Source organism: Roseomonas elaeocarpi (assembly GCF_042433915.1).
GTDB lineage: Bacteria > Pseudomonadota > Alphaproteobacteria > Acetobacterales > Acetobacteraceae > Roseomonas > Roseomonas elaeocarpi.
The window spans coordinates 133,743-151,197 of the sequence record NZ_JBHLUN010000012.1 but is presented as its reverse complement, the minus strand read 5'-3'; the positions used below and the strand labels follow the sequence as shown (position 1 = coordinate 151,197).

The following is a 17,455-nucleotide window of genomic DNA, read 5'->3' as shown; positions in this document are numbered from 1 at the left end:
CCGTCCTTACCGTGCCGCGGAGCGCTGCGGCGCGTCCTCGCCACGGCGCGGCGGCAGCTCCACCAGCCGCGGCGCTACCACCGCGCCCGGCCGCACGCGCGCCAGCCCGTTGATGGCGATGGTCTCGCCGCCGCTCAGCCCGTCGCGCACCACGCGGTAGCCGTCCACCAGCGGGCCGGTGCGGACGGGGCGCGCCGCGACCTTGTTGCCCTCGCCCACCACGTAGACGATGCGCCGGTCCTGGTCGCTCGACAGCGCCTCGTCAGGGATCAGCACCGCGCGGTGCTCCGGGCCTGAGGGCAGCCGCACGCGCCCGAACATGCCGGGCAGCAGCGCCTGGTCGCGGTTGCGCAGCAGCGCCCGCCCGCGCAGCGTTCCGCTGTTGCCGTCGAGACGGTTGTCGAGGAAGTCCAGCACGCCTTCGCGCTCCACCGCCGTGTCGGTCAGCGTCACGAAGACCTTCGGCCGGTCGCCATCCTCGGCGGCCGCCCCAGGGGAGACCGCCGGCGGGGAGACCGCCGGCCCCGCGCCACCCGGCGCGCCGCCGCCTGCCTCGTCCCGGCCGGCCACCCGCACCGCGCCTGCGCGCGCCTCGCCGGTGCGCCCGGCCAGCGCCGCGAGGTAGGCGCGCTCGTCCACGTCGAAGTAGAACTGGATCGGGTCGGTGCTCACGATATTGGCCAGCACCGTCTCGTTGGCGTTGATCAGCGCGCCCGGCGACACCAGCCGCCGCGACAGCCGGCCCGAGATCGGCGCCCGCACCTCGGTGAAGCCCATGTCGAGCCTGGCGCGCGCCAGTGCCGCCTGGGCCCCGTCCACCTCGGCGCGCGCCGACTGCAGCACCTGCCGGCGCTGGTCGGCCACCTGGGTGGCGATGGTGTTGGTGCGGCGCAGCTCATCCGCGCGCGCGAGGTCGGCCACCGCGAAGTCGCGCTTGGCGACCGCGGAGGCGAGGTCGGCCTCGGCCTGCCGCAACGCCGTGTCGTAGGTGCGCGAGTCGATCGTGAACAGCACGTCGCCCTGGCGCACGACCGCGCCGTCGGGCACCCGGACACTGTCGAGGTAGCCCGTCACGCGCGCGCGCAGGTCCACGCTGTCCACCGCCTCGAAGCGGCCGATGAAGCTGCTCCATTCCACCACGTCGCGCACCACCGGCCGCGCCACCGTGACGGCGGGCGCGGGCGGGGCACCGCCTTCCTGGGCCTGGGCGCCGTCAGTCCAGGGCAGGACCGGCAGCGTCACCATCACGGCCGCCAGGGCCACGCCCCGCCACCAGGCCCGCAGCCCCCGGCGCTGCCACCGCGCCAGCGTCGCGCCCGTCGGGTGCGGGCCACCATGCGAAAAGCCCATGCCGCGCCACATCATGCCGAAACCCCGCCTGAGCGGCCTTGCGGCAGCGTGCGGTGGCTTCCCTCGCGTCCCACTGGTCCATGGTTCGGTTCCATCGCAATCACCTTGCCGGTTCACTACCGGTCGATACAGTACCTTTCAGTATGGAATTGCTTGCCGTGGGTCAAGAGATTATGTATCGAACGGTAAGAAATTTCCGGGATGGTTGCATCGTTCCGGCAGAGGCGTCATTCGGAAACGCCGCAGTGTCCGGGCACACGCGCCCGGGCCGCGGACCGTTCCCCGGTTGAGGCGTGGAACACAGGCGGGAAAGGCACGGAGCACGGCGATGGGACGCCATCGGGAGTTCGACACGGATCAGGCCCTGGGGCGCGCGCTCCAGGTGTTCTGGCAGAAGGGCTACGAGGGCGCCTCGCTGAGCGACCTGACCGAGGCCATGGGCATCACCCGCCCCAGCCTCTACGCCGCCTACGGCAACAAGGAGGAGCTGTTCCGCAAGGCGCTCGACCGCTACGAGCGGAGCTACTTCCAGTTCTTCGAGTGCGCCCTGTCCGCCCCCACCGTTCGCACGGTGGTGGAACGGCTGCTCCTCGGCTTCGTGGAGGCCGCCACGCAGGAAAGCTGCCCCGCCGGCTGCCTCGGCGTGAACTCCGTCACCGCCTGCGGCGACGAGGCCCAGGCGGTGCGCGCCGAGGTGGTGGAACGCCGCCGCCGCTCCGAAGCGCGCCTGGCCGAGCGCCTCCATGCGGCGCGCGACGCCGGCGACCTGCCGCCCGACCGCGACCCGGAAGCGCTGGCCCGCTACGTCATGACCGTGGCGCTGGGCATCGCGGTGCAGGCCGGCGCGGGCGCCGGGCGCGATGCGCTGCGCCAGGTGGCGGCGGACGCTGTGGCGACGCTGCCGGGGTAGGGACCCCGGCGCCTCGTGGTCAGCCTGCCCCGGGAATGGTGCGGGCGTAGCCGGCGAAGAGCAGGTCCACGTTGAAGTAAACCTGCGCCGTGCGTCCGTCGGCCGACACGGCGGTCAGCTGGTCATACGCATGGCCGTTCTCACGGATCAGCGCCTGCCGGGTCCGCTGCAGCTTCATGGTTTTGAGAAGCGTGTATTCCTCGCCGATGTTGATGACGGTGAAGGCGGAGGCCGGGCTGACACCGCTTCCCGAACGCAGAACCGAACGGATCAGGCCCGCGCCGGCAACGGCATGGCGCTCAGCCACTTCCTTGTTGCCCAGCCTTTCGGCCGCGAGGACGGCGAGGAGGTGCATCTCCCCGTCCAGCCAGAACTGGTCCAGTTGCGCCTCGGCCTGCGCCAGGGCTCCCGTCCAGTCCTGCGCCACGAGGGCGCGGGAAACCTCGGCCTGGTTGCGCGGGCTGCCCGCCATCGGGTCGTAGGACGGGCCCGCGGCATAGGCCATGCGCAACGCGGTGTAGTCCGCCCTCGCCGGGTCCTGCTTCGCGGCCCGCAGCAGATCCTCGTAGCGACCGGCAGGCTGGGTGATGCCCGCGGCGGGAGCGGCCTGTGCCACGGTCGGAGCGGCGGACGGGGCCGCACAGCCCTGAAGCGCCAACCCGACCGCCAGCACGAGGCCGAGGGGCGAAAAGCGGTTCGGCTTCGGAGATGAGGATTTCATGACCGGAACGTAACTCTGGTGCGCCACCATGAACAGGAGGCCGCCGCACGAAGCTCCACAAGAAGCTTCGGCAACCTCGCCATTCCGCTCACGACCCGTGTCCCGACGATCCGACCCGGGTTTCACCCCGCCGCGAGAAAGCGCCTGATCCAGCCGTCCACCCGCTCGCAGCTGTCCGCCTCGCCGTAGGACGCGATCGCCGCATCGGCCAGCTGGGGATAGGTGTCCCGCCGCAGCGCCGTCAGCGCCGTGCCGAAGGCGGGCGAAAACTCCGGATGGAACTGGAAGGAGATGGCGTCGCCGTAGTCCAACCCGGCAAAGGGCGTGAACTCGCTCGCCACCGTCACGCGCGCCCCGGGCGGCAGCTGCACCACCTGATCCTGGTGCGAGGCCGGCACCGCGATCGCGGCCGGAGCGTCCGAGGCCTCTCCCATCCAGGGCCGCCGCTCCCGCAGGGCGTAGCGGTGCAGCCCCACGCCCCAGCCCCGCGGCGACTGGATCACCTCGCCCCCGAAGGCCTGCGCCATGGCCTGGTGCCCGAAGCAGATCCCCACCAGCTTCGCCCGCCCCCTGGCATTCCGCAGGAACTCCAGCAGCGGCGGGATCCAGGGCAACGGGTCGTAGACCCCGGCCGGGGATCCGGTCAGCACGTAAGCGTCGCAGGCCGTGGCCGCCTCCGGCAGCACCCCGTCGCGCGCCCGGAAGCTCACGACCTCCCACCCGGCCGGCCCGCCGCCCGCCGCATCACCCGCCGCCTCGCCCCGGCTGTCCGCTTCCGCGGCCCCGCCGCGCAGCAGCCGCCGCACCATCGTGTCGTAGCTGCCGTGCTCTTCCAGCAGCGGCGCCGGCGGCAGGCCGCATTCCAGGATGCCGATCCTCACGCGCTCCGATCTCCCCTTCGTCGATCCCTGGGCTGACCCCTGGGCTGACCCCTGGGCCGACCCCTGGGCCACCCCTGAGCCGATCCCCTGGCGCCAACCTCAGGCCTTCCGCCGCCCGCCCGTGGCCCGCTTGACCGGCTCGGGCTCCGGCGCCGGACCGCCCATGCGGGTCGCCACCACCAGCAGCGCCTGTTTCGCCGCGAAGTCGAGCTTCGCATAGGCCCGCAGCAGCGCTTCCTGATCCCCCGACAGCAGGCCGAAATCGCCCTGGTCCTCCTGCAGCAGCTCGGGCGGCGGCGCCGTGTCGGGGTCGAGGCCCACGAGGTAGGAGATCGAGGTTTCCAGCACCTCCGCCAGCTTGCGCAGCGCCGTGCCGCGCGGCGGCGGCGCCTCGCCGCGCAGCAGCTTCAGGATCAGCCCCGGCGGCAGCCCGGCCCGCTTGTTCGCCGCCTCGGGATCGAGATCGAGCCGTTCCAGCCGCGACTCGATGCGCTCCGCCATGGGGGAGATCGCGTCCGACGGGTCCTCGTCGATCATCCCGGTCCTGCCTTCCGCCCTGTTCGCCCTTCAGATGCGTTCCCCCGCCGCCGCCGCCAAGACGCTGGCCTCGCCGGTCTGGCCGGCCCGCAGAGCGGCACCGGCCCGAACAAACCGCACCCGGCCCCGGCGCACCATCGGAGCGCCGCCGGCCCGGCGCCCCGCTCCTGACGGCGAGCCCCTTGGCAGCGGCGGCGGCGCATTCTCCAATTCCGCTTTCCCGGAGATCCCCACCCCATGGTCCCGCCGCCCGACGACGCCCCGCCCCCCGTGAACATCGAACTCACCGACGCCCCGCCGCCCGAAACGCGCGATGCCATCCTCGCGCCGCTGCTGGAGTTCAACGCCGCCCAGGCCGGCCCCTCCAATGCCCGCCCGCTGGCGATCCTGCTGCGCCGTCCGGGCAGCGACGCGGTGGTGGGCGGCCTCCTGGGGCGCACCGCCGGGGGGATGCTCTTCGTGGAACTGTTCTTCATCCCCGAGGACCTGCGCCGCGGCGGGCTGGGCCGCCGCCTCCTTGCCCAGGCGGAGGAGGAGGCGCGCCGGCGCGGCTGCCACGGCGCCTGGCTCGACACCTACAGCTTCCAGGCGCGCGGCTTCTACGAGAAGCAGGGCTACACGGTGTTCGGCGAGATCCGGGACTACCCGCCCGGCCATTCCCGCTACTTCCTGAGCAAGCGCTTCGCCCCGGCTGGCGCCTCGGCCGGCTGAGGCGCCGCGGCCCCACTCCTCGCCCGGGGCGCCGTTTCCCCGGTGGCCGGACCCCGCGACGCCGTGGCCCGTGGAGGCGGTCCCCCCCTGGGGCGCTCCTCCTGGATCGCTCCCCTTGGGCCGCTCCCAGATACGGTCCTCTAGGTGCGGTTTCACGCGGGCGAAGCGCGGCGAGCCGGGCAGGGGCCCTGGCCCGGTTCGCGCGACGCGTCCCCGACTTGCCCCGCGGCGTCGCGAACCCTAGGTGAACGGCGCAAAACACCACCGTCCACAACCGGCGCCCCGCCCGTCACGGGCCGGGGGCACCACGCCTTCACACCATCCGGGATTTTCATGAGCGACGATCTTCGCACGTCCCCGGCCGGCCCCGAGGCCGCCGACCTTCCGCCCCACGCCTCCCAAGGCACTGCACCGGGCGACGCCGCCACCGCCGACCAGCAAGACCCCGCCGCCCGCATCGCCGCGCTGGAGGCCGAGCTGGCCGAGATGCGCGACAAGTGGGTGCGCGCCGAGGCCGAGGCCCAGAACGCGCGCAACCGCCACCGCAAGGAGCTGGACGACGCCCGCAACTACGCGGTGCAGAAGTTCGCCACCGATGTGGCCGAGGCCGCCGACAACCTCGGCCGCGGCCTGGCCGCCCTGCCCGCCGCCACGGAAGGCGAGCCGGAGCTGCTGACCAAGCTGCGCGGCGGCTTCGAAGGGGTTGAGCGCGCCACGATCGCCATGCTGGAGCGCCACGGCGTGCAGCGGGTCGAGGCGCTGAACCAGCCCTTCGACCCCGCCCTGCACCAAGCCATGGCCGAGCAGCCGGCGCCCGAGGGCGTGGCGCCGGGCACGGTGATCCAGGCCTGGACCCCGGCCTGGACGCTGAACGGCCGCCTGCTGCGCCCCGCCATGGTGGTGGTGGCCGGCAAGAACTGAGCCGCCGCACCGCTTGACGCCCGCAGCCTTGACGCGGGCGCCTCGGCGTTGTAGGAATATAAGCATAAACACGCCCCGTCCGCCCGGCTCTGCTCGGCCCGCGGCCGGGGCGGTGCCCCGCCGGTGAGAGGCCCTGCAGGCAGGGCAGCCCTTCGCCCAGCGGGGCGGAACAGGGGGCGGAACGGCACGGCAACCTCTTGTTCAGGGGCTCCGTGCTGAATACATCTCCCCTCGCGGAGGCCAATGCTGTTCGGCCTCCGGTCCCATCACCCTTCCAACCATCCGACGGAGGGGACCGCCGCGGCGCCTGAGCAGGGCCGCCCCGGTCCGCCGCAACAGGAGACCACGGATGAGCAAAGTTATCGGCATCGACCTCGGCACCACGAATTCCTGCGTCGCCATTCTCGAGGGCGGCGACACCAAGGTGCTGGAGAATGCCGAGGGCGCCCGCACGACGCCCTCCATGGTGGCCTTCACCAAGAACGGTGAGCGTCTGGTCGGCCAGGCCGCCAAGCGCCAGGCCGTGACCAACCCGGTCGACACGCTTTACGCGGTGAAGCGCCTGATCGGCCGCCGCTTCGACGACCCGATGGTGCAGAAGGAGAAGGGCCTCGCCCCCTTCCACATCGTGCGCGCCGACAACGGCGACGCCTGGGTCGAGGCGCGCGGCGAGAAGCAGGCCCCGCAGCAGATCTCGGCCTACGTGCTCGGCAAGATGAAGGAAACCGCCGAGGCCTACCTCGGCGAGACCGTGTCGCAGGCCGTGGTGACCGTGCCCGCCTACTTCAACGACGCCCAGCGCCAGGCCACCAAGGAGGCCGGCCGCATCGCGGGCCTCGAGGTGCTGCGCATCATCAACGAGCCGACGGCCGCGGCGCTGGCCTACGGCATGGACAAGAAGAACAGCGGCACGATCGCGGTCTACGACCTCGGCGGCGGCACCTTCGACGTGTCCATCCTCGAGATCGGCGACGGCGTGTTCGAGGTGAAGTCCACCAACGGCGACACCTTCCTGGGTGGCGAGGACTTCGACCAGCGCGTGATCGACTACCTGGCCGATGAGTTCAAGAAGGAGAACGGCATCGACCTGCGCGGCGACAAGCTCGCCCTGCAGCGGCTGAAGGAGGCCGGCGAGAAGGCCAAGATCGAGCTGTCGAGCGCCAAGCAGACCGAAATCAACCTGCCCTTCATCACCGCCGACGCCTCGGGGCCGAAGCACCTGGTGATGCAGCTGACCCGCGCGAAGCTGGAAAGCCTGGTCGACGACCTGGTGACCCGCACGCTCGAGCCCTGCCGCGCGGCGCTCAAGGACGCGGGCCTGCAGGCCAACGAGATCGACGAGGTGATCCTGGTCGGCGGCATGACCCGCATGCCCAAGATCATCGAGACGGTGAAGCAGTTCTTCGGCAAGGAGCCTGCCCGCAACGTCAACCCGGACGAGGTCGTCGCCATCGGCGCCGCGATCCAGGGCGCGGTGCTCAAGGGTGAGGTCAAGGACGTCCTGCTGCTCGACGTGACCCCGCTTTCGCTAGGCATCGAGACGCTGGGCGGCGTGTTCACCCGCCTGATCGACCGCAACACCACGATCCCGACCAAGAAGTCCCAGACCTTCTCGACCGCCGACGACAACCAGACGGCCGTGACGATCAAGGTCTTCCAGGGCGAGCGCGAGATGGCGGCCGACAACAAGCTGCTCGGCAACTTCGACCTGACCGGCATCCCGGGCGCCCCGCGCGGCGTGCCGCAGATCGAGGTGACCTTCGACATCGACGCGAACGGCATCGTGTCCGTTTCGGCGAAGGACAAGGCCACCGGCAAGGAGCAGAACATCAAGATCCAGGCCCGCTCCGGCCTGTCGGAATCCGACATCGAGCGCATGGTCAAGGACGCCGAGGCGAATGCCGAGGCCGACAAGAAGCGCCGCGAAGGTGTCGAGGCCCGCAACTCGCTCGAGGCTCTGATCCACCAGTCGGAGAAGACCCTGGCCGAGAACGGCGACAAGCTGGGCGATGCCGAGAGGGGTGAGCTGCAGGGCGCCATCGAGGCCGCCAAGTCGGCCCGCGAGGGCGGCGACGCGGAGGCCATGAAGCAGGCGACCGAGCGCCTGGGTGCCGCGTCGATGAAGGCGGGCGAGGCGATGTACCGCGCCCAGGCCGAGCAGGCCGGTGCTTCCGGCCCCAGCGGCCAGCAGGGTGGCCCCCAGGGTGGTCCGGGTGCCGGCGCCGCCGGCGGCACGGGCCCCGACGGTGCCAAGGTGGTGGACGCCGAGTTCGAGGACGTCGACCACAAGAAGAACCAGGGCTGAGGCAGCAGGGCTGAAGGGCCGCGAGGCCCAGAGGCACTGAAGGGCAACACGCCCGGCTCCACGCGGGCCGGGCGTTTTGCTGTAGGGTGCCCGCACGAACGGGACAGCGAATGGCAAAGCGCGACTATTACGAGACCCTCGGCGCCAGCCGGGACGCGAGCGAGGAGGACCTGAAGAAGGCCTACCGCAAGCTCGCCATGAAGTACCACCCTGACCGCAACCACGGCGACGCGAGCGCCGAGGTGAAGTTCAAGGAGGTCAACGAGGCCTACGAGGTCCTGAAGGACGGCGAGAAGCGCGCCGCCTACGACCGCTACGGCCACGCGGCCTTCGAGGGCGGCGGTGGCGGGGGCGGTGGCTTCGGGGGCGGCTTCGGCGGCGGCTCGCCCTTCGAGGACATCTTCGAGCAGATGTTCGGCGGCGGCATGGGCGGCAGGCGCGGTTCCGCGCAGGCGGCCGGCCGCGGCTCCGACCTGCGCACCACGATCGAGATCACCCTGGAAGAAGCCTTCGCCGGCACCAAGAAGACCATCCGGGTGCCGAGCTCGGTGGCCTGCGAGGCCTGCGACGGTTCCGGCGCCGAGGGCGGCAAGGCCTCGGTGCAGACCTGCCCGACCTGTCACGGCCAGGGCAAGGTCCGCGCCCAGCAGGGCTTCTTCCTGGTGGAGCGCACCTGCCCGACCTGCGGCGGCACGGGGCGCCAGGTGAAGAACCCCTGCAAGGTCTGCCAGGGCGCCGGCCGCGTGCAGCGCGACCGCACCCTCAACGTCACGGTGCCGGCGGGCGTCGAGGACGGCACGCGCATCCGCCTGACCGGCGAGGGCGAGGCCGGGCTTCGCGGCGCGCCGTCGGGCGATCTTTACGTCGATGTCGGCGTCAAGGCGCACCCGATCTTCCAGCGCGACGGCAACAACATCTTCGTCCGCGTGCCGCTGCGCATGACCCAGGCGGCGCTGGGCGGCAATGTCGAGGTTCCCACCATCGACGGTGGCCGCGCCCGCGTCACCATCCCGCAGGGGACCCAGGCGGGCGACCAGTTCCGGCTGCGTGGCAAGGGCTTCTCGGTGCTGCGCTCGGCGGCCAAGGGCGACATGTACGTCCAGGTTGCGGTGGAAACCCCGCAGAACCTGTCGGCCAAGCAGCGCGAACTGCTGGAACAGTTCGAGGCCGAGGCGCGCGAGGGCGACCGTTCCTCGCCGGAATCCGAGGGCTTCTTCGCCAAGGTGAAGGAGTTCTGGGACGGGCTGGGCCGCTGAGCGGCGGGTAAGATAGTAAGATAGTAAGATAGTAAGGCGGATGCGGGCGGGTTCCGGGATGGGCCCGCCCGCATCTGTGTTGTTCGTGCCACAGGCCTGGCGCATCTGCCACGAAAGCCTTTCACGGCAACGCGACCGATACTAAGAAGCGCTCGCAGAACAATTGCGCTTCCACGCCGTATCGAGGTTCCCTACCCACGATGGCTCACGCCTCGCCCCGCCGCCTCCACTGGCTGCTCGCCACCAGTGCCCTGATCCCGCTGGCGATGGTGCCTGCCGCGCACGCCCAGACGACGGCCCCGGCGGTTGCCCCTCCGGCCGCCTCGGGAACTGCCGACACCCCGACCCTGCTGCCTACGGTGGACGTGCAGGGCCGCCGCCAGACCGCGCTGGACCCGATCGACGGCTACGTCGCGACGCGCGAGGTCACCGGCACCAAGACCGACACCCCGATCAACGAGGTGCCGCAGAGCATCTCGGTGGTGCCGCGCGACGCCATCGACCAGCGCCAGGCGCAGACGCTCGGCGAGGCGCTGCGCTACACCGCCGGCGTGCGGCCCGAGCAGTTCGGCGCCGACAACCGCGCCGACTGGATCCAGATCCGCGGCTTCGAGGCGACCGACACCAGCCAGTTCCTCAACGGGCTGCGCTACAACCCGGGCTTCGCCGCCGGCGCCTTCGAGACCTACGGGCTCGAGCGCTACGAGATCGTGCGCGGGCCGAGCTCGGTGCTCTACGGCCAGATCGCGCCCGGTGGCCTGATCAACATGGTGCAGCGCCGCCCCACCGACGACCCGACCGGCGAGGTCCGGCTGACGGCGGGCAACAACGGCTGGGCGCAGGCGGCCTTCAACACCTCCGGCCCGCTCACCGCCGACAAGCGCTGGAGCTACAGCCTGACCGGCCTTGGCCGGCTGGCCGATACGGACGTCGATTCCTCGCGCAACGACCGCCTCTTCATCGCGCCGGCGCTGACCTTCCGGCCCGACGGCGACACCCGCATCACGCTGCTCCCCTACTACCAGCGCGACCGCACCACCGGCGCGCAGTTCCTGCCCTATCTCGGCACGGTGGTGCGCACCGCCGACGGCCAGCGCATCTCGCGCCGCCTGAACACCGGTGAGCCGCACGACTTCGACAAGTACGACCGCACGCAGTACGGCATCGGCTACGAGATCGAGCACCGCTTCAACGACGTCTTCACCGTGTCGCAGAACGCGCGCTACGCCCATATCGGCGTCGACTGGCGGCAGGTCTACGGCGGCGGCTTCGTGTCGGGCAGTGAGCGCGACCTCAGCCGCTTCGCTTATTCCGAAGACTACGCCTTCGACACCTTCCAGGTGGACACGCGCGGGCAGGCGCAGTTCCGCACCGGGCCGCTCGACCACACGCTGCTGGCCGGCGTGGACTACCAGCACATCAGCTACAAGAGCGTCGCGGCCTTCGCCAATGCCTCGCCCCTCGACGTCTTCGCCCCCGCCTACGGCAGCGCCATCCCCGACCTGTCCTCGCCCTACCAGAACCGGGTGCAGGGCATCGACCAGACCGGCCTTTACGGGCAGGACCAGATCAAGCTCGCCGACCGCGTGGTGGTAACGCTGGGCGTGCGACACGACTGGGTGGACCAGAACACCAAGAACCGCGCCTTCGGCTTCACCAGCGCCGACCAGGACAGCAGCGCCACCACTTGGCGCGCCGGCATCGCCTACCTCGCGCCCGGCGGCCTGACGCCCTACTTCAGCTACAGCACCTCCTTCCTGCCGCAGGCCGGCACCACCTCGGTGGCGCGCGGCAGCAGCGCCTTCGACCCGACGCGCGGCCAGCAGTTCGAGGTCGGCATCAAGTACCAGCCGACCGGGCTGAACAGCTTCGTGCAGGTCTCGGCCTTCCACATCCGGCAGAGCAACGTCCTGACCACCGACCCGGACAACTCCCTGTTCCAGGTGCAGACCGGCCGGGTGCGCGTTCAGGGCGCCGAGTTCGAGGCCGTGGCGAGCCTGGCCGAGGGGCTGAACCTGATCGGCTCCATGACCTATCTCGACCCCGAGATCACGCGCGACAACGCCGGCAACGAGGGCAACCGCCCGGCCGGCGTGCCGAAGTTCTCGGCCGGCGCCTACGTCGACTACAGCTTCGGCCAGCGCGCGGGCTGGGTGGGCAAGCTGAACGGCCTCGGGCTGGGTGCGGGCGTGCGCTTCGTGGGCAACACCGCCACCAGCAACGCCAACACCAACGACGTGCCTTCGGTGACGCTGTTCGACCTCGCCGCGCGCTACGACCTGGGCGTGCTGGGGCAGAACCTGCGCGGCTTCGGGCTGGCGCTCAACGTCAGCAACGTCGGCGACAAGCACTACGTGTCGCGCTGCTCCAGCGACACTGCCTGCTTCTACGGCAACAGCCGCCTGGTGCTCGGCAGCCTGAGCTACCGCTGGTAAGGCCAGCGGCCCGGCGGCGGCAGGACAGTCTCCCGCCGGGCCCCGCGAAGCCCCCACGGCCCCCTTGACCGGGCGGGGGGGGGTGCAACCCCGTTCGCCGCGGGGACGTTGGACTCATCCGGGAACGGTTCTGGCCGTTCCGCCCGAACAACCAAGGGAGAGCACGGATGAGCACCACCATGGCGGACGCCGGCCTCGTGGGCCTGGGCAGCGAGGCGACGACCCCCACCGGACCGCAGGACACCGGCGAAGCCCGCCGCCTGATCTCCGCCGACAAGGTCGAGGGCACCGCCGTCTACAACAAGGCGGGTGAGCGGCTCGGCACGGTCGAGGACATCATGCTCGACAAGATCAGCGGCAAGGTCGCCTTCGCGGTGATGAGCTTCGGCGGCTTCCTGGGCATCGGCGAGAAATACCACCCGCTGCCCTGGTCGGCGCTCCACTACGACATCCAGCAGGGTGGCTACGTCGTGGACATGACGCGCGAGCAGCTCGAGGGCGCCCCGTCCTACGGCACCGACGAGAACGTGGACCTCAACGACGACGTCTACGGCCGCCGCGTCTACGACTACTACAAGGCGCCCTACTGGAACGCCGGCATCTGACGGCATCCCGCCCCGGACGACGGGGCGGGAAACGGGATGGCCCGAACGGGGCCGGGGCGGGGATGATCCTGCCCCCGGGCCGCGTTCGCGTCGTCCCACCCATGGCGGGACCGGGGGTTCCGGGGCAGATTGAATGAACCCGTTTCCCTGCTGTCCGCCCTCGCCGGTGCGGCTGCCGGAGGCTCATTCTCCGTGCGCCCGCCATCGCGTGGCGATGCGCCGGCGGCGGAACGGGGGCGCGGACCGGGAAAGCGCCCGGGGAGGCACCCGGAGAAGAACCAGTCCGGGCAGCACGAGGCAGGAACACGCATCATGACGGCACGCATCGGCATCCTCGGCATTTCCGGCCGCATGGGGCGGCTGCTGGTGGAGGAAAGCCGCAACGCCGGCGCCACGCTCTCGGGCGGCGTGCGGCACAGCGGCGCCGAGCCGGTGGCCGAGGTGCCGCTCTTTCCCGACGCCGCGACGCTGCTGCAGAGCTGCGACGTCGCCATCGACTTCACCCGGGCCGAGGCGGTGGAGCTGCACCTGGCCGCGGCGCTGGCCGCCAACCGCCCGCTGGTGCTGGGCACCTCCGGTTTGAGCGCCGCGCAGGAAACCCTGGTGGCCGAGGCCGCGCGCTCCGTTGCCGTCGTGTATTCCGCCAACTTCGCGCCGGGCGTGAACCTCCTTTTCGCCCTGGCCGAACGCATGGCCGCCGCCCTGCCGCCCGAGCACTACGACGCCGAGATCCTGGAGATGCACCACCGCCAGAAGGTCGACGCCCCGTCCGGTACTGCGGTGGCGCTGGGCCGCGCGGTGGCCGCCGGCCGCGGCTCGACGCTGGAGCGCGAGGGCACCGAGAGCGGCCGCGACGGCCACACCGGCCCGCGCCGCACCGGCACGATCGGCTTCGCGGCGCTGCGCGGCGGGCAGATCGTGGGCGAGCACGCGCTGAGCTTCACCTCGGGCACCGAGCAGATCGTGCTGGAACACCGCTCCTTCGACCGCCGCGTCTACGCCACCGGCGCGGTGCGCGCGGCGCTCTGGGCCGTCGAGCAGCCGCCGGGCCTGTATGACATGCGGCACGTCCTCGGCATGCCGTGACGGCCGCCCTGGTGTCTGGGCAAGGGGCGGGCGCAGACGCCAGCCCCACCACAGGGTCCGTCACCGGCATGGAGGCTTTCACCCGCCGCTATCCCAGGCTGTTCCACGTCACCGACCCGGCGGCGCTGCCGGGCATCGAGGCCGACGGGCTGCTCTCGGCCGAGGCGTTGCTGCGGCTCTACGCGGTGCCGGATCGCGAGGCGATCCTGGGCCGCAACCGGGGCCGGGGAAACTTCCAGGTGCTGGAGCGTGCCGGCCATCCCGGCGCCGTGCTGCGCGATCAGTGGATGCCCGACGAACCGCTGCGAGCCTGCCTGGGCGGGCGCTACCGGGACCGGCCGGAAGCCTGGCGGCGGCTGATCAACGCGCACGTCTTCTTCTGGGTCGAGGAAGCCCAGGCCCGGCGCCTCGCGGGCGTGAACCGGGCACGGGAGCAGCGGGTGCTGGTGTTCGGCAGCGCGGCACTGCTGGCGGGCTGCGACATCGGCGACGTCTTCACCACGCCGATCAACGCCGGCTACGCCCTGCCGCGCTACGGCCGCCCACCCTCGCCGCGCGACGAGACGACGTTCCGGCCGCTCGCCGGCTATCCTTACCGCGACGCCCCTGACCGCCGGCCGCCGCGGGAACTGGCGGTGCGCGGCGGCGTCGCGGGCGCGATGCGGTTCCGGGTGACGTAAGCGAGCGTTCAAGTGTCACGGACTCGTTTTCGGACGCTTGGCTTGGCGCGGACGACGCTCGCGGACCCGGAGGATCGTGAAGGTGACGCCGAAGCCTCTGAGGCGGAGATGCCGCTTGTTCAGCATGATGGTTTCCTCGGTCCACAGAGGCGTCCGACGCGACGGCCGGTCCTGATCTACTCGGCTGCACCGCCGGGATGTCGGACATCCCGTCCGGAATTCCGGAGGGGCTGCCTGGCGCGATGGGTGGTCCGTGCGGCCAAGTGTTCGTGTTCCTGCGGCGTCCTTTCATCGCAAACCTTGGGCGAAAGCGCCTGTTTGAACGGGTGGCGGCGCGTTTCCGGCGGGCCGCTCCAACCCCTCCCGCAGGAAGGCAGCTCCCATGAGCAGCAAGAACGACCTCCCGTCGCGCCGCAGCCTGACGCAGGGTGCCGTGGCCGGCCTGGCCGCCGCGATCGCGGCACCGACCCTGGCCCAGGCCCAAGGGACGACGCAGGGGACGACAACGACGCAGGGGGCGGCGCAGACCCCGGCCTCGGCCGGGGCGGCCACCAACAGCGCGACCACGCTGGACAGCGCACCGGCCGCAGCAGGCTCCGGCACGGCGGCGCCGGCCCTGCGCGACCCGCGCACGGCCTATCCCAAGGCGCCTTTTCCGGAGCAGTCGCAGCCCTGGCCCGGCCTCGCCTCGCGCATGACGCCGCGCCCCGACCATGGCGAGACGAGCTATCGCGGCAGCGGCAAGCTTGCCGGCCGCAAGGCGCTGATCACCGGGGGCGATTCCGGCATCGGCCGCGCCGCCGCCATCGCCTATGCCCGGGAAGGGGCGGACGTCGCCATCTCCTACCTGCCGGCCGAGGAGGAGGATGCGCGCGAGGTGGCGGAGCTGATCCGCCAGGCGGGCCGCAAGGCGGTGCAGCTGCCCGGTGACATCCGCGACGAGAACTTCTGCCAGAAGATGGTGGGTGAGGCGGTCGGCGGCCTGGGCGGCCTCGACATCCTGGTCAACAACGCCGCGCGCCAGCAGCACCACGACAGCATCCTCGACATCAGCACCGAGGATTTCGACTGGACCCTCAAGACCAATCTTTACGCGATGTTCTGGATCACCAAGGCCGCGGTGCCGCACATGCCGCCGGGCTCGGCCATCATCAACACCAGCTCGGTGAACGCCTACGAGCCCTCCGAGATCCTGCTCGACTACGCCACCACCAAGGGCGCGATCATGATCTTCAGCAAGGGCCTGGCCAAGCAGCTGATCAAGCGCGGCATCCGCGTGAACGCCGTGGCGCCGGGGCCCTTCTGGACGCCGCTGCAGGTCTCGGGCGGGCAGTCGGCCGAGAACCTCAAGAGCTTCGGCGCCCAGACGCCGCTGGGCCGCCCCGGGCAACCGGCGGAACTGGCCCCGGTCTACGTCGAGCTCGCCTCCTCGGAAGCGAGCTACGTCACGGGGCAGGTCTATGGCGCCTCGGGCGGCAACGGGATGCCGTGACGGTCAGGGACGGTTTCGACGTCCGCGCGCCGGGGCAGAGGTATCTCCCGGCGCGGTGCGATCCGGAACCGTCGCCTTCAGCCGGCGGCGTGCGCGGCCGCGACGAAGCGGGCGATCCGCTCCGGGTCCTTCTGGCCGCGGGCACGCTCGAGGCCGGAGCTCGCATCCACCCCCGGTGCCCGGGCGATGCGGATCGCCTCGGCCACGTTGTCGGGCGTGAGCCCCCCGGCCAGCAGCCAGGGGCGCGGCACGGTCACGTCGTGCAGCAGCGCCCAGTCGAAGACCGTGGCATTGCCGCCGGGAATGGCCGAGCCCGGCAGCGGCTTGGCGTCGAGCAGGAACTGGTCCACCGACGCGGCGTAGCGGGGCAGCAGCGCGAGGTCCTCTGCCCCTGCGATGCCCAGCGCCTTCATCACGGGCCGGCCGGTGCGGGCGCGGATCGCGGCGCAGCGTTCCGGCGTCTCGGTGCCGTGCAGCTGGATCAGGTCCAGCGGCAGCGCCGCCAGCACCGCGTCCAGGGCGGCGTCCTCCGGGTCGACGAAGAGACCGACCCGCTGCGGCCCGCCCTCGGCCGCGGTGGGGATCAGCGCCGACAGCGCCGCCGCCCTTTCGGGCGTCACCGCACGGGGCGAGGCGGCGAAGAACACGAAGCCCAGCATCTCCGTGCCCGCCGCGTGGACGGCGCGGATCGCGGCCTCGTCGTTGATGCCGCAGATCTTGACCACGACACCGTGCGCCGCGGGGGAGGGGGGGACCGCATCCGCTGCTGCCGACGCGCAGCCCTCGGCCGCGGCGCTGCCCGGGCTTTCCCCCGCCTCGGTCACCGCGGCATTTCCGCCACGGCGGCGCGGGCGGCCGCCACCGGGTCGGCATGGCCGGTGATCGGGCGGCCCATCACGATCCAGTCCGCGCCGGCCGCGATTGCCTCGGCAGGAGTGGCGGTGCGCGCCTGATCGCCCGCCGCCGCGCCGCGCGGCCGGACGCCCGGCACCACCAGCATCGGCGCCTCGCCGAAGGCATCGCGCAGGCGCGACACCTCGTGCGGGGAGCACACCAGCCCGTCCGCCCCGGCATCGAGCGCGATGCGGGCCAGGCGCAGGACCTGCTGTGCCGGGCCGCCGGCCACGCCGGTCTCGGACAGGGTGGCCGCGTCGAGGGAGGTGAGCACCGTCACCGCCAGCACCGCCGGCCGGTCGCCGCCCGCGGCCTCGGCCGCTTCGCGCGCGGCGCGGATCATCGGCGCGCCGCCGCTGGCATGGACCGTCAGCATCGCCGGGCGCACCGCGGCGCAGGCCGATCGCACGGCGCCCGCCACGGTGTTGGGAATGTCGTGGAACTTGAGGTCGAGGAAGACCGGTGCCTCGCCCGCAACGGCGCGGATCGCGGCCGGGCCGTTCGCCACGAAGAACTCCAGGCCGAGCTTGAGCAGCCCGGCCTCGGGTGCGAGGCGCGTGCAGAGCTGCCGGGCGGCGGCCGGGTCGGCGGTGTCGACCGCCACGATCAGCTGCTGCCGCCCCGACTGCGGGCGGGCGATCAGCGGCATGGCGGCATGCTCTGGCGGGCCG

The 17,455-nt window shown here is 71.9% G+C and carries 16 protein-coding genes; 10 read left to right on the top strand and 6 right to left on the bottom strand.

The genetic code is table 11. The features are described 5' to 3' along the window. Positions 1-6: 6 nt before the first annotated feature. A complete protein-coding gene (locus tag ACFFGY_RS17235; RefSeq protein ID WP_377045750.1) occupies positions 7-1,350 on the bottom strand; it encodes an efflux RND transporter periplasmic adaptor subunit in 1,344 nt (447 codons plus the stop codon). A 328-nt stretch (positions 1,351-1,678) separates the two neighbouring features. Here ACFFGY_RS17235 and ACFFGY_RS17230 point away from each other — a divergent pair, with 328 nt between their 5' ends. Then, entirely contained in the window at positions 1,679-2,260 is a 582-nt protein-coding gene (locus ACFFGY_RS17230) for a TetR/AcrR family transcriptional regulator (RefSeq protein ID WP_377045749.1), read from the top strand. Between the two features lie 19 nt (positions 2,261-2,279). On the opposite strand, the gene ACFFGY_RS17225 is transcribed toward ACFFGY_RS17230, so the two are convergent. From ACFFGY_RS17225 to ACFFGY_RS17215, 3 genes are all read right to left on the bottom strand, one after another. Continuing rightward, positions 2,280-2,876, bottom strand: a complete 597-nt coding sequence (locus ACFFGY_RS17225; protein WP_377045748.1) for a DUF4919 domain-containing protein — start codon at positions 2,874-2,876, stop codon at positions 2,280-2,282. Between the two features lie 227 nt (positions 2,877-3,103). Continuing rightward, on the bottom strand, positions 3,104-3,862 hold the full coding sequence (locus tag ACFFGY_RS17220; protein ID WP_377045747.1) for a type 1 glutamine amidotransferase: 759 nt from the start codon (positions 3,860-3,862) through the stop codon (positions 3,104-3,106). Between the two features lie 99 nt (positions 3,863-3,961). Continuing rightward, positions 3,962-4,399, bottom strand: a complete 438-nt coding sequence (locus ACFFGY_RS17215) for a helix-turn-helix domain-containing protein (protein ID WP_377045746.1) — start codon at positions 4,397-4,399, stop codon at positions 3,962-3,964. Between the two features lie 237 nt (positions 4,400-4,636). Between ACFFGY_RS17215 and ACFFGY_RS17210 the strand changes: the two genes are divergently transcribed. The 9 genes from ACFFGY_RS17210 (at position 4,637) to ACFFGY_RS17170 (ending at position 15,890) form a co-directional block, all read left to right on the top strand. Continuing rightward, positions 4,637-5,110, top strand: a complete 474-nt coding sequence (locus tag ACFFGY_RS17210; RefSeq protein WP_377045745.1) for a GNAT family N-acetyltransferase — start codon at positions 4,637-4,639, stop codon at positions 5,108-5,110. A 333-nt stretch (positions 5,111-5,443) separates the two neighbouring features. Further along, a complete protein-coding gene (locus tag ACFFGY_RS17205; protein WP_377045744.1) occupies positions 5,444-6,031 on the top strand; it encodes a nucleotide exchange factor GrpE in 588 nt (195 codons plus the stop codon). Between the two features lie 349 nt (positions 6,032-6,380). Further along, on the top strand, positions 6,381-8,336 hold the full coding sequence (dnaK, locus tag ACFFGY_RS17200) for a molecular chaperone DnaK (RefSeq protein WP_377045743.1): 1,956 nt from the start codon (positions 6,381-6,383) through the stop codon (positions 8,334-8,336). 110 nt (positions 8,337-8,446) lie between these two features. Continuing rightward, on the top strand, positions 8,447-9,592 hold the full coding sequence (gene dnaJ / locus ACFFGY_RS17195; RefSeq protein ID WP_377045742.1) for a molecular chaperone DnaJ: 1,146 nt from the start codon (positions 8,447-8,449) through the stop codon (positions 9,590-9,592). A 200-nt stretch (positions 9,593-9,792) separates the two neighbouring features. Then, positions 9,793-12,027: a TonB-dependent siderophore receptor gene (locus tag ACFFGY_RS17190; protein WP_377045741.1), complete on the top strand. Its 2,235-nt coding sequence runs from the start codon at positions 9,793-9,795 to the stop codon at positions 12,025-12,027. A 167-nt stretch (positions 12,028-12,194) separates the two neighbouring features. Beyond that, positions 12,195-12,632, top strand: coding sequence for a PRC-barrel domain-containing protein (locus tag ACFFGY_RS17185; RefSeq protein ID WP_377045740.1), 438 nt, complete (start codon positions 12,195-12,197; stop codon positions 12,630-12,632). Positions 12,633-12,944: 312 nt separating this feature from the next. Beyond that, positions 12,945-13,718 (top strand): 4-hydroxy-tetrahydrodipicolinate reductase, encoded by a 774-nt coding sequence (dapB, locus tag ACFFGY_RS17180; RefSeq protein WP_377045739.1) that lies wholly within the window; start codon positions 12,945-12,947, stop codon positions 13,716-13,718. 68 nt (positions 13,719-13,786) lie between these two features. Beyond that, positions 13,787-14,398, top strand: a complete 612-nt coding sequence (locus tag ACFFGY_RS17175) for a DUF7002 family protein (protein WP_377045738.1) — start codon at positions 13,787-13,789, stop codon at positions 14,396-14,398. 382 nt (positions 14,399-14,780) lie between these two features. Then, positions 14,781-15,890, top strand: coding sequence for an SDR family oxidoreductase (locus tag ACFFGY_RS17170; RefSeq protein ID WP_377045737.1), 1,110 nt, complete (start codon positions 14,781-14,783; stop codon positions 15,888-15,890). A gap of 77 nt (positions 15,891-15,967) precedes the next feature. Here ACFFGY_RS17170 and ACFFGY_RS17165 read toward each other — a convergent pair whose 3' ends face one another. Together ACFFGY_RS17165 and pyrF are read right to left on the bottom strand one after the other, a co-directional pair. Beyond that, positions 15,968-16,615, bottom strand: coding sequence for a phosphoribosylanthranilate isomerase (locus tag ACFFGY_RS17165; protein ID WP_377045736.1), 648 nt, complete (start codon positions 16,613-16,615; stop codon positions 15,968-15,970). 95 nt (positions 16,616-16,710) lie between these two features. Continuing rightward, complete coding sequence (gene pyrF, locus ACFFGY_RS17160; protein ID WP_377045735.1) at positions 16,711-17,433, bottom strand: orotidine-5'-phosphate decarboxylase; 723 nt, start codon at positions 17,431-17,433, stop codon at positions 16,711-16,713. Positions 17,434-17,455: the final 22 nt, after the last annotated feature.

Bases quoted from the DNA above. Each gene is read 5' to 3' on its own strand.
- ACFFGY_RS17235 (WP_377045750.1), bottom strand. From the start codon at position 1,350: ATGGGCTTTTCGCATGGTGGCCCGCACCCGACGGGCGCGACGCTGGCG.
- ACFFGY_RS17230 (WP_377045749.1), top strand. From the start codon at position 1,679: ATGGGACGCCATCGGGAGTTCGACACGGATCAGGCCCTGGGGCGCGCG.
- ACFFGY_RS17215 (WP_377045746.1), bottom strand. From the start codon at position 4,399: ATGATCGACGAGGACCCGTCGGACGCGATCTCCCCCATGGCGGAGCGC.
- ACFFGY_RS17210 (WP_377045745.1), top strand. From the start codon at position 4,637: ATGGTCCCGCCGCCCGACGACGCCCCGCCCCCCGTGAACATCGAACTC.
- ACFFGY_RS17205 (WP_377045744.1), top strand. From the start codon at position 5,444: ATGAGCGACGATCTTCGCACGTCCCCGGCCGGCCCCGAGGCCGCCGAC.
- dnaK (WP_377045743.1), top strand. From the start codon at position 6,381: ATGAGCAAAGTTATCGGCATCGACCTCGGCACCACGAATTCCTGCGTC.
- dnaJ (WP_377045742.1), top strand. From the start codon at position 8,447: ATGGCAAAGCGCGACTATTACGAGACCCTCGGCGCCAGCCGGGACGCG.
- ACFFGY_RS17190 (WP_377045741.1), top strand. From the start codon at position 9,793: ATGGCTCACGCCTCGCCCCGCCGCCTCCACTGGCTGCTCGCCACCAGT.
- ACFFGY_RS17185 (WP_377045740.1), top strand. From the start codon at position 12,195: ATGAGCACCACCATGGCGGACGCCGGCCTCGTGGGCCTGGGCAGCGAG.
- dapB (WP_377045739.1), top strand. From the start codon at position 12,945: ATGACGGCACGCATCGGCATCCTCGGCATTTCCGGCCGCATGGGGCGG.
- ACFFGY_RS17175 (WP_377045738.1), top strand. From the start codon at position 13,787: ATGGAGGCTTTCACCCGCCGCTATCCCAGGCTGTTCCACGTCACCGAC.
- ACFFGY_RS17170 (WP_377045737.1), top strand. From the start codon at position 14,781: ATGAGCAGCAAGAACGACCTCCCGTCGCGCCGCAGCCTGACGCAGGGT.
- pyrF (WP_377045735.1), bottom strand. From the start codon at position 17,433: ATGCCGCTGATCGCCCGCCCGCAGTCGGGGCGGCAGCAGCTGATCGTG.